General features: G+C 44.2%; 9 protein-coding genes. All 9 read left to right on the top strand.

Annotated features, from left to right (window positions below):
* The coding region (locus G5T77_RS10640) for an IS66 family transposase (protein WP_031991878.1) at positions 1-596 on the top strand (596 nt) is incomplete at its 5' end.
* A gap of 381 nt (positions 597-977) precedes the next feature.
* On the top strand, positions 978-4,550 hold the full coding sequence (gene dnaE / locus G5T77_RS10635) for a DNA polymerase III subunit alpha (RefSeq protein ID WP_166135229.1): 3,573 nt from the start codon (positions 978-980) through the stop codon (positions 4,548-4,550).
* A gap of 35 nt (positions 4,551-4,585) precedes the next feature.
* Positions 4,586-5,434, top strand: coding sequence for an RNA methyltransferase (locus G5T77_RS10630; RefSeq protein WP_166135225.1), 849 nt, complete (start codon positions 4,586-4,588; stop codon positions 5,432-5,434).
* Positions 5,434-6,243, top strand: a complete 810-nt coding sequence (cysE, locus tag G5T77_RS10625) for a serine O-acetyltransferase (protein WP_004786206.1) — start codon at positions 5,434-5,436, stop codon at positions 6,241-6,243. Before G5T77_RS10630 ends, cysE begins: the two co-directional genes overlap by 1 nt.
* 122 nt (positions 6,244-6,365) lie before the next feature.
* Positions 6,366-7,316, top strand: coding sequence for an ABUW_2363 family tetratricopeptide repeat lipoprotein (locus G5T77_RS10620; RefSeq protein ID WP_166135222.1), 951 nt, complete (start codon positions 6,366-6,368; stop codon positions 7,314-7,316).
* Between the two features lie 124 nt (positions 7,317-7,440).
* Complete coding sequence (locus G5T77_RS10615; RefSeq protein ID WP_171521895.1) at positions 7,441-9,447, top strand: alpha/beta fold hydrolase; 2,007 nt, start codon at positions 7,441-7,443, stop codon at positions 9,445-9,447.
* A 288-nt stretch (positions 9,448-9,735) separates the two neighbouring features.
* Entirely contained in the window at positions 9,736-12,360 is a 2,625-nt protein-coding gene (gene mutS / locus G5T77_RS10610) for a DNA mismatch repair protein MutS (protein ID WP_166135216.1), read from the top strand.
* Positions 12,361-12,564: 204 nt separating this feature from the next.
* Positions 12,565-12,888, top strand: a complete 324-nt coding sequence (fdxA, locus tag G5T77_RS10605) for a ferredoxin FdxA (RefSeq protein ID WP_004786212.1) — start codon at positions 12,565-12,567, stop codon at positions 12,886-12,888.
* Between the two features lie 141 nt (positions 12,889-13,029).
* A complete protein-coding gene (locus tag G5T77_RS10600; protein ID WP_004786214.1) occupies positions 13,030-13,743 on the top strand; it encodes a D-Ala-D-Ala carboxypeptidase family metallohydrolase in 714 nt (237 codons plus the stop codon).
* The last annotated feature ends 43 nt before the right edge of the window (positions 13,744-13,786 follow it).

Genomic DNA, 13,786 nt, shown 5'->3' with positions numbered 1-13,786 from the left:
CACGCTTTAAATCAGGCCAGGTCATTGAGGTGGGCTGCATGGCCCATGCACGTCGTAAATTCCATGAACTGCACGTAACTGGGAAAAGTCAGGTCGCTGAACAGGCATTAGTGCTGATTCAGAAACTGTATGCGATAGAAGCAGAGCTCAGGAAAAAGACCGATGGTACAGCGGAAGACCGCCGCGAATACCGACAACAGCATAGTCAACCAGTGATGCAACAACTATATGAATGGCTCAACCAACATCATCTGACAGTGCCATCGAGTTCTCCCACCGCCAAGGCCATCAATTACACTCTGAAGCGTTGGCCAGCTTTAAGCCGCTATCTGGATGATGGCAATCTACCGATATGCAACAATTGGGTCGAGAATCAGATGCGTCCCTGGGCGTTGGGGCGCAAGAACTGGCTGTTTGCAGGTTCGCTGCGCAGTGGTCAGCGAGCGGCAAACATCATGACGTTAATCCAGTCAGCAAAGCTGAATGGCTTGGATCCGTATGCCTATTTAAGTGATGTGCTGAAAAGGCTGCCGACACATAAAGTGACCCAAATTGAAGAATTACTGCCACACTGCTGGAAACCTAAATCGAATTAAAAAATAGGTATGGGATTCAGCGGACGCTTACAATTAAAGTAAAAATAATGAAATTCTAATTTTCAAATAACTTTATGAATAAACTTACTGACACTTGAAATTCTTCTTTTACTTTTGAAAGATGAATAGCACTGCTATGCAAGGTAACAAAAATCTTCTGTTAGCTTGATGATACTTCCCTGTATCACAAGCCAACGGCGACATCCATGTCGCCTCATACAAATTCAATTTGGGTGCGTAGTTCTATTTCGATAAAATGATAAGCATAGCTTTAAATCAATTCTAATTCACAATCTAAAAGTTCAGCATTTCCCCTCAATTTCAAACTGAAACAATAAATCCCGTGCTAAACTATCGAGTGGTTTTTGCAGGGACTCATTTATGCACTTTGTTCATCTTGGTATTCATACAGAATTTTCGATTACTGAATCCATCGTACGTATACCTGACTTGGTCAAAGCTGCTGCGAATGACGAGATGCCAGCACTCGCGCTGACTGATTTATCCAATCTACATGCTGCTGTTAAATTCTATAAAAAATGTTTGGATAAAGGCATCAAACCGATTCTTGGCTCTGAAATTCGTCTGAATGATGCTGAGCATCGGGTTACCCTGCTTTCCATGACCAACAAAGGCTGGCGCAACCTGACCGAACTGGTGTCTGAAGGTTATATCAGCGGCCAGCAACTGGATATTCCTTGCGTACAAAAAGATTGGATCTTGAATCAGCACGATGACATGATCGTATTGCTCGGTATGCAGTCCGATGTCGGCAAAATGCTGATTACTTCAAATCCCGATAAAGCTGAACCGCTACTGCAAGAATGGGTAGAGAAATTTGGAAATCGTGTTTATCTCGCCCTCACCCGCACTGGCCGTGCTAATGAAGATACTTTCATTGAAGAAGCGGTAAAGCTCGCAAAGAAATATAATATTGGTGTAGTTGCACATAATGATGTGCATTTTATTGCACGCGAAGACTTTGAAGCACATGAAGCGCGTGTCTGTATCGCAGATGGTTATGTGCTGGGTGATAATCGTCGTCCTAAAACCTATAGTCCTGAACAATATTTTAAAAGCTCAACAGAAATGGCGGAGCTATTCTCGGATATTCCAACCGCGATTGAGAATACCTTCCATATCGCAAGACGTTGTAATGTCACCCTACGTTTAGGTTTCAACGATCTACCAGATTATCCAATTCCTGAAGGCCATACCATTGATACCTACTTTGCACATTTGTGTGAAGAAGGTTTAGAAGAACGCCTCAACTTCCTGTATCCACCAGAAAAACGTGAAGAAGACTGGCCTATCATCCGTCAGCCTTATGATGAACGTCTGGCGTTTGAAATCAAAATTATTCTGGACATGGGTTTCCCTGGTTACTTCCTGATCGTGATGGACTTCATTCAATGGTCCAAAGGGAATGGTGTACCGGTAGGTCCGGGCCGTGGTTCAGGTGCCGGTTCCCTCGTAGCCTATAGTTTAAAAATTACTGATCTTGATCCGCTGCGCTATGACCTGCTGTTCGAACGTTTCTTGAACCCGGAACGTGTTTCGATGCCCGACTTTGACGTCGATTTCTGTATCGCTGGTCGTGACCGCGTGATTGACTATGTCGCACGGACTTATGGCCGTGATGCGGTATCCCAGATTGCGACTTTCGGTACCATGGCGGCTAAAGGTGCGATTCGTGACGTAGCCCGTGTACTGGGTAAATCTTATGGTCTGGCCGATCGTATTTCCAAACTAATTCCGACCAAGCCTTTGGGTTTAAGTCTGGAAGAATCTCTGGAAGCAGAACCACAGCTAAAAGACATCGTCACCAATCCATCGAATCCCGATTATGACGATGCCTCAGAAATCTGGGAAATGGCACTCAAGCTGGAAGGTATTACCCGTAACACCGGTAAACATGCCGGTGGTGTGGTCATTGCCCCAACCAAACTGACTGACTATTCAGCCGTGATGTGTGATGCTGATGGTACAGCACGTGTAGCCCAGTTCGATAAAGACGATGTCGAAGCTGCCGGCCTGGTAAAATTTGACTTCTTGGGTCTACGTAACCTGACTGTAATTGAAGATGCGATCAAGCATATTAATGCACGTCCAGACGTGACCGAACCGGTGAATATTTCCTATATTCCGCTGGATGACAAGCCTGCCTATAACATCTTTGCGACGGCGAATACCACTGCAGTATTCCAGTTCGAATCCGTCGGCATGAAGAAGATGCTCAAGGAAGCGCGTCCAAGCAAGTTCGAAGAAATTATTGCCTTCGTATCGCTATACCGTCCAGGTCCAATGGACCTGATTCCTGACTTTATCCATCGTATGCACGGTGGTGAATTCGAATACCTGCATCCCTTGCTGGAAAAGGTGTTAGAGCCAACTTACGGGATCATGGTATACCAAGAACAGGTAATGCAGTCTGCACAGTTCTGTGCCGGCTATAGCTTGGGTGGTGCGGACTTACTTCGTCGTGCGATGGGTAAGAAAAAACCTGAGGAAATGGTCAAGCAGCGTAAGATCTTCATTGAAGGTGCTGCGAAAAAAGATATCGATGAAGCCACCGCCAACCATATCTTCGACTATATGGAAAAATTCGCAGGCTACGGCTTTAACAAATCGCATGCCGCCGCCTATGCCCTGGTAGCTTATCAAACAGCTTGGTTGAAAGCGCATTACCCGGCTGAATTTATGTCAGCGGTGATGACCTCGGAAATGCAGAACACTGATAACGTGGTGTTCCTGATTGATGACTGCCGTCATAATGGTCTGGAAGTATTGCCTCCATCGGTGAATATGTCGATTTACCAGTTCCATGCCAGCGATCCAAAAACCATTGTTTATGGTTTGGGCGCGATCAAAGGCGTCGGTGAAGCGGCAATGCAATCCGTGATTGAATCACGTCAAAAAGAAGGTCCATATAAAGACCTGTTTGACTTCTGTCACCGTATCGACCTGAAGAAAATCAACAAACGTACGCTCGAAGCCTTGATTCGTGCAGGTGCACTAGACTGTCTGGGTATTGAACGTGCTGATTTAATGGCACAGCTTCCTGAAGCAGTACAGGCTGCAGATCAGGCCCGTCAGAACCGTGAAACCGGGATCATGGACCTGTTTGGTGAGGTTGAAGAAGTTCAGCGTAAACCTGCTAAACCGGTGAAACCTTGGTCAGATGAAGTCCGTCTCAAAGGTGAAAAAGATACACTCGGCCTATATCTAACGGGTCACCCGATTGATGTATATCGTAATGAGCTGAAAGCCTTTGTACCTTGTCAGATCAATGAATTAACCCCAACCCGTCGTGGTGTAACGACTGTATTTGCCGGTCTGGTAGTCGATGTCGCTAACTTCCCGAACCGGATGATGGTAACACTGGATGATGGTACCGCACGTATCGAAATTTCCACCAATCATGAACGCTTCCAGCGCTTTAAAGACATCGTTCAGGTCGATAAAGTGGTAGTGATTGAAGGTGAAATTTACGAGCGTGAAGGTTTTGATCGCCCACTCGGTCGTTTGACCAAAGCCTTTAGCCTGAATGAAATCCGTCAGAAACGTGCTAACAGCATCAAGATTACCTTGCAAGCTGAACATTACAGCAAAACCCTCAGCCGTGACTTGCAGCAAATTCTGATGCCATATACCAATGTGGATATGAGCACGCATATTCCAGTGATTCTGTATCTGGATTATGGCTATGCCACGGCTGAACTGCATCTGGGCTTAAGCTGGAAAGTTGCACCACTGGATGATCTTCTCGCCAAGCTGCGTGACTATTTTGGCAAGACTGCGCTCTATATCGAGTATCAGGTGAAGTCTAAAGCTGCACGTGCCGTATCTTATGAAGAAGCTAAGCCAGTTGAGGTTCCGCCTCCGCCTGCTGACATGAGCATGGACGATGCCTTGGCACAATATGAAGCTGAATCTCAGCCGCAGTATTCATAAATCTCCCATTTTAATATATCCAAACTGGAATCATCATGAGTCAAATTGACAATGCTGCTGTTTCAGCACATCTCTCCCATGTTCATATTGTCATGGTTAATACCACCCTGCCTGCCAACATTGGTAGTGCCTTACGTGCCATGAAAACTATGGGCCTGTGCAAACTGGTTCTGGTTGCGCCTAAAACCTATCCGCACCCAGATATTGATGCGCTTGCTGCAGGTGCAACCGATCTGATCGAACAGATTGAAATCGTAGAAACACTGGAAGAAGCCATTAAAGATTGCCAGATCGTCTTTGGTACCAGTGCGCGTAGTCGCACCATTCCATGGCCTTTACTAGATGTCCGTCCAGCGGCAGAAAAAGCGCTTTCTGCTGTGGTACAAGAAAAACAGGAAATTGCGATTCTGTTTGGCCGTGAAGACCGCGGTCTGACCAATGAAGAACTGGCGATGGCGAATTATCACTTAACCATTCCTGTAAATACTGACTATGGCGTACTCAATGTTGCTCAAGCCATTCAGGTGATCTGCTATGAACTGCGTATGGCAGCACTGACTCAGGTTGAACACCCACGTGATCCAAAAGCCACCATGCAAGTCATTGATGGCATTGAAATGGAGTGGGATGAACCGCTGGTGACCCATGAACAGATGGAACAGTTCTACCCGCATCTGGAAAAAATGCTGGCAGAAATTGAATTTATGGATCCAAAAAACCCACGATTACTTCCTTTACGCTTGCGTCGCCTTTTCGGACGTATACAATTAGATCGTATGGAATATCATTTACTTCGTGGTATTTTCACTCGTGTTCAGGCACTGAATAACGGCACCTGGAAAAAATCTTCCCATACATCACAACAGGATGAGGATCAAAACTAATGCTAAAACAGCTCAAAGAAGATATCCAAGCTGTCTTTGCGCGCGATCCTGCAGCACGCAATACCTTAGAAGTCTTAACCACCTACCCTGGCATCCATGCACTGATTATGCATCGCATGGCACATGAGCTATGGAAAAAAGACTGTAAAGGTACAGCGCGTGTTTTGTCCTCTTTTAGCCGTTTTGCAACAGGTATCGAAATTCATCCAGGCGCCAAAATTGGTAAACGTTTTTTCATTGATCATGGCATGGGTGTTGTGATTGGTGAAACTGCGGAAATTGGCGATGATGTCACCCTGTATCATGGCGTCACTTTGGGCGGTACCACCTGGAATAAAGGCAAACGTCACCCGACTCTGGAAGATGGTGTTGTCGTGGGTGCAGGTGCCAAAATCCTGGGGCCATTCACGGTAGGTAAAAATGCCAAGGTCGGTTCCAATGCTGTGGTTACCAAAGCAGTTCCGCCGAATACCACAGCGGTTGGCAATCCAGCGCGCTTTATCACCAAAGACCAGCCGAAAGATGATGCAGAAGCTCGTCGTCGTGATTATGCAGAAAGCATTGGCTTCCAGCCTTATGCAACTACACAGGATCAGACAGACCCGATTCTGGAAGGTATGCGTGTTCTACTTGACCGTATTCAACAAAATGAAAAACGCATGAATACACTGTGCAACCGCCTGTCTCTGCTTGACCCGACTTTTAAGAAAAACCAGTTAAATGAACAGCCGTTTAGCAAGGAAGAACTTAAAATTCTGGAAGATGCGCGCCGTGAGTGCGAAGCACAAACCAGTCAGTCCAAGGCCTGACTATAAATCGTAATTCTTTTGTAACACGCATTTGCTTGCATGATCGCAGCACTTTTCATAGACTGACGATCATGCATTTTTTGAATAGATGTTTTAAAAAATAACATGAATGGACGGATATTATGACCTTGAAGCCCTTAGCAATTTCTTGCTTAGCTTTTACCATGACGGCGTGCTCTATGGCACCGACATCAAGCAAACAAGAACAGAAACCAGCTGATCAGATAGTTTTTGTTGAACCTGAAATTACTCCGCCATTTTATGCTTTAAATCCATTTAACTATAACGAACCACCTCCATTTGAAGTACATTTGCAAAAAGCCGCTGCGCAGCCAGTGACAAAAATGGTGGTGACTGATCCTAAAGATCCGTCTAAACAGTTAACCCTAGATGTAAACAAGCTGATTATCCCGATGGTGGATAGCAATACACGCAGTATGCGTTATGCAGCACTTGCCAATGAAAATGAAATCGACATTACTGAAATCGATGATTTCTTGCAGATGGTAGAAGGTAAAGCGCGTCATTATCCACCTCGCTTTAGCGACCGTCAGGAACGCCGTGGTTTTGAAGCAAAACTTCGCGAAGTTTCTCAACAGCTGGATACTTTAGCTTCACGTCCAAATGCTTCATTTGATGTATTAATGCGTGCATTTAAGGCCAGCGTTATGGCACGTAATCTTGATTTAGGTTCTATCTATACCACCAAATCAATGACCTATGCACAGCGCATTCTTCGTATTAACCAGGATGATGCTGAAGCAAACTTCTGGTTTGGCTTTGGTCTGTCTGAAGGTGGCGGTCATCGTGAAGCGATTCAGTATCTGGACAAGGCAATGCAGGCGGGTGTTCAGGAAGCTTATTTATCTGCGGCAAATAACTACATTGCCATGGAGAATAAAAAGAATGCTGTTCAGGTTCTGAATAATTACAAAATTAAATATCCGCAAGAAGCTGAAGTCGCTGATCGTCTGATTCAGGAAATTGAAAAACAGGGTCGTTGGAATGTATGGCAAGTCATGCAAACAGCCGCTCCTGCACCAACAACCCCTGCGCCTACACCAGCACAATAAGCTATATTTCAGATTCATAATATTACAAATAGACCGCTGCGGCGGTCTATTTTTATGGGAAAAAATTAGTAAAATACAAAGCATTATCAAGCTTTATAATTTTAAATGAGTGTTCAAAGTCTTTATGCACGAGAAAATAAATAAGATAGCATTACTTTGCACTGTACTCATGACAGCTGTACTGAGTGGCTGTCAGGTGGTGAGTGTTAAAGAGCAGGCTATTAATGTCACCATCAATAATGAACGCGATAGCATTCTTACACGCGATAAGTTGAGTGAAGCCAGTCTGAATGTCCTGTCCATGACCGGACGTGAAGCACAAGTCTGTGAAAATAATCCAGAAGAATGTGTGAAAGAGCTACAAGAAATTCCACAGATTCTGGATGAGCAATTACTTTCAACATCGAGTGAATTATATCTAGCTAAATCACTCCAGCTTGGTAAATCGGCTGAATGTAAAACCAGTGCTCTGGCTAAGACCCGATCTGAAGAAAAACAGCAACTGCAAACCCAGAACCTGCAAAAATGTCAGGAACAGCAGTTACAAATGCTGGATAAAAGTATCCGCTACAGTTATGCCTATCTGTTTCAGACTGAACGTGCACCACAGGACCGGATCTTCGACAACCGACAAGTTCAGATTCGTGACTTTTATAACCTGGCAATTGCTCATTTAATCCAGATCTACGCGGAACGTTATAAAACTAAAGAAGCCGGTCAACGTCTGCAGGTTGGCAACAGCGTCTATACCATTAATCTGGACAATTTCCCCCAGCTCAAGAATCAGCCAATTGAAAAGTTAATGTCGACCTATAACATGAACTTCTCTGGTCTGCGCTCGATTACCCGTCGTGACGGTTTCGGCTCTGAGTTTCTGGTGGTCTTGCCAGAAGAAGAAATTTCCAAAAAAGATAAAAAATATCTGGTCGATCCACTAAATCACCAATATCAAAATGGCATAAATCCTTTTATTCATTCAGCACGTTATCTGGCAACCACGATTACCGCCATTCCAGAATCAGCAAACTCTGTAGAACAGATCCTGAATAACAGCAACTTCCATTTAAAACTTTATGACCCGTATAAATATGACAAGATTAAAGTTGCCAATAAGGAATATGCTTTAGCGGCAAACTTTTCAGCGCCTTATGGGCTATGGCTGGCAGAAAACAATCTGGGACGCGCAGCTTATCTGACACTGATCAATCGTGACGATAATCTGGTCATGCCGCATCTGTTTATGCTGGAACCTTATAATCCAAATAAAAAGGTTTTGGTGCTGATTCATGGTTTGGCCAGTAGCCCAGAAGCCTGGATTCGTTTAACGAATGATATTATGGGTGATCCGGTCTTAAGAGAAAATTTCCAGGTGTGGCAGGTCTTCTACTCAACCAACATGCCTATACTGGAAAGCCGGTTCCAGATTAATGCGCTGCTTCAACAAGGTTTCGCGCGTATTAGCAATAATGCACCAGCCAAAAAAGAAGCTGTCCTCGTCGGACACAGTATGGGTGGTGTTATTGCCCGTCTATTGGTGAGTGATGCAGATATTACTGAACCCGCTTTTAATATTGTAAAAAATTCAAAGCTGACCAAGTTCCGGGACAATCCACTCTTTAAAGCGCGTTTCAAAATGCAGCCTGTTCCGAATTTCAGTCGTGCTATTTTCCTGGCAGCACCGCATAAAGGGACCGATTATGCAGATCGCTGGCATACCAAACTGGCACGTAAAATTATTCGTGTGCCGAGTGCCTTTTTGGGTGCATTTGCCGATACTGTCCAAGGTGAAATTGGCTTAAGTGATTTTCTGCATGAAGTTGGTCGTGACCTGATTCAGAATGGGCCGAGTGATCTTAGTAAGAAATCAAAATTCACGGCACTGACTAAAGATATTAATCCGGCACCAGGTTTCAAATTTCACTCGATTATTGGCAACAATACAGATAGCGATGATGAAAATATTATGACTGATGATGTCGTCGCTTATCAGAGTGCATATCTTGAAGGTGCGGCTTCCAATAAAATTATCAAAGGTGGACATTCCGTTCAGGAAACTCCCGAGGCTGTACTGGAACTCCGCCGCCTTCTCAGATTACATCTGGTCGACTTGGGATTGTATGATCCTGATTAAATTTTGATAAAAGATATAAAAAGCTGCCTATCGGTGGCTTTTTTTATGGGCAACCCATGTATCAATACCCTTTTATGCTTTATATCGACTAAGTCCGTCCAAATACAGATTCCTGCGGATTTATGTTTCTTTCTAAAAATTAAATTTGTTAGACTTGGGGCAATTATTTTTGACATTCAAACCAGTCTTTACAGAATTTTAGCTTAGGCTATTTTTCAGGTTTTCCGAGGATAGTGTTTCGGAAAAAGATTCAGGTTTTGCTTTATATATTTAAAGGATTTTTTCTTAATGACCAGTTCAGAACTTGTGGCTGATCTCTCTAGCTTAACGCCCATGATGCAGCAATACATGTCGGTCAAAATGCAGCATCCACACTCATTAATGTTCTATCGCATGGGTGATTTCTATGAACTGTTCTTTGAAGATGCCCATAAGGCCGCCAAAATTTTAGGCATTACCCTGACCCATCGCGGTAAAGCCAATGGCCAACCAATTCCCATGGCCGGTGTACCTTTCCATGCTGCTGAAGGCTATCTGGCTCGTCTGGTGAAAAAAGGCGAAACGGTGGTGATCTGTGAGCAGATTGGTGAGGTCACTGGTAAAGGCCCAGTTGAACGTGGTGTCGTCCGAATCATTACCCCTGGAACCTTAACTGATGATGCTTTATTAGGTGCGTATCAAACCTCCAACCTGGTTGCTCTGTATGTTCACCAGCAACAAATCGGAATTGCACTTCTTGACCTGAGTGCCGGTTTATTCAAAGTCCAGCAAATCGATTATGACTTAAGTCAGTTAGCCATTGAATTGGCACGCCTGATGCCTAGCGAAATTGTGATTGATGAAAATCTGCAAGATCAAGTACTGGTAGAATACTTAAAACAACAGCTAGATGTTCCGATCAGCAAACGTCCGAATGTTGACTTTAACCAGAACAATGCCCAGAAGACATTATGTGACCAGTTTGCAGTAAGTACACTTTCAGGTTTCGGAATTGATCATCTGCCCTTGGCCAAAGCTGCTGCAGCCGCATTGATTCACTATGCCAAAGAAACTCAGAAAACGGCTTTACCGCATATCCGAACCATTCAACTGGAACAAAGTTCAGACTTTATTGCACTGGATCCAGTCACCCGTCGCAACCTCGAATTGATTGAGCCTTTATTTGAACATGGCACTTCATTGTTTCAGCTGATCAATGATTGCCAGACTGCTATGGGTGGCCGTCTGCTTAGCCGAACCCTGATGCAACCGCTTCGTGATACTGCGATACTGGATGAGCGACTGGATGCGACACAGGCATTGCTTGAAGGTTTCCATGAATCGCCAGTCCGTCTGGTCTTAAAAGAAATCAGTGATATTGAACGTGTACTCAGCCGTATCGCTTTAGGTAGTGCGCGTCCACGTGATCTGGTTCAATTACGTCAAGCCTGTGCACAGATTCCATTTTTACGCCATGCGTTACAACCGCTGTTAAGTCAGCAGAATTCGAAATTATTGCAACAGCTGAATGAAGAACTGGGCGATTTTCATGGCCTGCATCAGCGCCTGATGTCCGCCATTGTTGAAAATCCGCCGGTACTGCTACGTGATGGCAATGTCATTGCAGAAGGTTTCGATAGCGAGCTGGATGAGCTGCGTAAAATCCGTGATCATGCCGGCCAGTTCCTGATTGATCTGGAAATTAAGGAACGGGAGCAAAGTGGCATTCCTACCCTGAAAATCGGCTATAACCGTGTCAGTGGTTATTATATCGAACTGACTCGTGCACAAGCTGAACAGGCACCTGAACATTATATCCGTCGCCAAACGCTGAAAAATGCTGAGCGTTATATCACGCCTGAACTAAAAGCTTTTGAAGATAAAGTATTGTCTAGCGAATCCCGTGCACTTGCTCGCGAGAAAATGCTATTCGAAATGTTGCTGGATGAACTGCGTCAGGATATTGGCAATCTACAGATGATGAGCAGTGCGATTGCCCAGATCGATCTGTTGGCAAACTTTGCCCATCAGGCACGTTTACGCAATTGGGCACGACCAAAATTCAGCCCTGAAATTGGTGTGAAAATCGTTGCCGGCCGTCATCCTGTGGTTGAAGCCTTAAGCAAGGCAGCCTTTACTCCAAATGATACCCAGCTGGATTATCAGCACCGTATGGCCATTATCACCGGTCCAAATATGGGTGGTAAATCCACCTTTATGCGCCAGACTGCCCTGATTGCCCTACTGGCTTATTGCGGTAGTTATGTGCCAGCGCAATCGACAACACTGGGTCCAATTGACCGGATCTTTACCCGGATTGGCTCTGCAGATGATTTATCGACCGGTAAATCAACCTTTATGGTGGAAATGACGGAGACTTCACAAATTTTGCATCATGCCACCAGCCAATCTCTGGTTCTGATGGATGAAGTGGGTCGTGGAACCAGTACCTATGATGGTCTGTCACTGGCTTGGGCTTGTGTGCTGGATCTGACTAAACGGATTCAATGTCTATGTCTGTTCGCAACGCATTATTTTGAGCTGACCGAACTGGATAAAGAAGCAGGAATTGATAACTACCATGTCACCGCCAAAGAACTAAATGGCAACCTTATTCTGCTGCATAAAGTCCAGCATGGCCCAGCTAGCCAGAGTCATGGTTTACAGGTGGCTAAACTGGCAGGTATTCCTGCGGCTGTAATTAAAGAAGCCCAACATCGTTTGAAGATTCTGGAAAAGCAGCATCAGGCCAAACCGCAAAGTCCGCAGCATGATCTGTTTGCGATGCCTGAAATCATCGAAAAAGTCATCGAGATTGAAAAGCCTTCAGCAGCGCTTGAATTATTAGAAGACATTGATGTCGACAATCTGAGCCCACGTGAAGCATTACAGCAACTTTATGCTCTTAAAGATCTCATGAAACAGCCAAGTTAAAATCTCTTCTAAGCCCTATCCCGCATAGGGCTTAGCTGATGATGATTCTCATTCCCTAAGCCTTTCATCCAATCATCGCAGTTTTTTCAAATTTAACAGCCCTATATATAACAAATATCAATAAAAGGAATTGTTTGTTCCCTCTATTTTTGCCTAAAATACGGTATTCGTCATTAGAACCATATTTTTTAGGTAGCTGTCGCCATGACCTTCGTTGTCACTGAAAATTGTATTAAATGTAAATATCAAGACTGTGTTGAAGTTTGCCCAGTAGACTGTTTCTATGAAGGTCCTAACTTCCTTGTGATTAACCCGGACGAGTGTATCGACTGCGCGTTATGTGAGCCTGAATGTCCTGCGAATGCAATTTTCTCTGAAGATGAATTACCGGAAGGCCAAGAAGTCTTTATCGAGCTAAATGCTGAACTGTCTCAAAAATGGCCGAACATCACACAAATTGGTGAGCAACCTGCTGACCGTGAAGAGTGGAATGGTAAAACTGATAAATTACAATATCTTGAAAAATAATTTTTCAAATCTTAAAAAAAAGACCAGCATAGACTGGTCTTTTTTTATACCCCATCCACACATTTCATTGCAATTTATCCTGATTTTCTCCGTAAAAGTGGACTAAAATAGCGCTATTTTAAAATATCTGAATTGCTATCAATGAAGCATTTAATAAAGGGGTTATTGAGTGTTTGTATAATCCCGCTTGTCTTTGTAGGATGTGCTACCACCACAAAACAGTCTGGTAAAGTAACTCCAGATAAAAGGATTTACATCCCAGAAGAACGAGTCCAGTACAACCATAAACCACAGCCTAAACCGGTTCCTTATGTCTATACTCACTGGGTATCGGCACTAAATAACCTGTCTCTTGTACGTGAATATGAAAACTTTTTGGCCCAGCAAGGGGTCGGAAATATTATTCCAAGTTTTGAGCTGATGCGTACTGCACGGGATTGGGCTAAATGTGGTCGATCGCAATATATGATTCCAAGCCGTGAGCTCTGGTCAAATCAGGTGCCTACTTTACGTGTCTTCAAATATCTGGTTGCTGCCAATGTACTGACTGATTTTGAAGTCACTTCGGTTTATCGTGACCTGCCTTTAAATCAGTGTGCCGGTGGAGCCAATTCTTCACGTCACCTGTTTAACTCGGCAATTGATTTTCGGATCGGACCTGAGTACCCACAGGCTCAGGATTATGCAGCGATTGAAAATACCAAGTTCAAACTGTGCCAGTTTTGGTTACAGCATGGACAAAGCCTGAATATGGGGCTCGGTTTATATGCCTCTGGCCAAATCCATATTGATACTCAAGGTTATCGCACTTGGGGCCCGGATTTAAGTCGTCGCTCATCAATGTGTAATTACTAAGTCATTTCATTTTCTATACAAAGCCAGCTTTTGGCTTTGTATA

The sequence above is a fragment of the Acinetobacter sp. GFQ9D191M genome (assembly GCF_011174875.1).
Classification (GTDB): Bacteria; Pseudomonadota; Gammaproteobacteria; order Pseudomonadales; family Moraxellaceae; genus Acinetobacter.
The sequence above is the reverse complement of the archived record's forward strand: the minus strand, read 5'-3'. Positions and strand labels throughout refer to the sequence as shown.

Bases quoted from the DNA above. Each gene is read 5' to 3' on its own strand.
- dnaE (WP_166135229.1), top strand. From the start codon at position 978: ATGCACTTTGTTCATCTTGGTATTCATACAGAATTTTCGATTACTGAA.
- G5T77_RS10630 (WP_166135225.1), top strand. From the start codon at position 4,586: ATGAGTCAAATTGACAATGCTGCTGTTTCAGCACATCTCTCCCATGTT.
- cysE (WP_004786206.1), top strand. From the start codon at position 5,434: ATGCTAAAACAGCTCAAAGAAGATATCCAAGCTGTCTTTGCGCGCGAT.
- G5T77_RS10620 (WP_166135222.1), top strand. From the start codon at position 6,366: ATGACCTTGAAGCCCTTAGCAATTTCTTGCTTAGCTTTTACCATGACG.
- G5T77_RS10615 (WP_171521895.1), top strand. From the start codon at position 7,441: ATGCACGAGAAAATAAATAAGATAGCATTACTTTGCACTGTACTCATG.
- mutS (WP_166135216.1), top strand. From the start codon at position 9,736: ATGACCAGTTCAGAACTTGTGGCTGATCTCTCTAGCTTAACGCCCATG.
- fdxA (WP_004786212.1), top strand. From the start codon at position 12,565: ATGACCTTCGTTGTCACTGAAAATTGTATTAAATGTAAATATCAAGAC.
- G5T77_RS10600 (WP_004786214.1), top strand. From the start codon at position 13,030: ATGAAGCATTTAATAAAGGGGTTATTGAGTGTTTGTATAATCCCGCTT.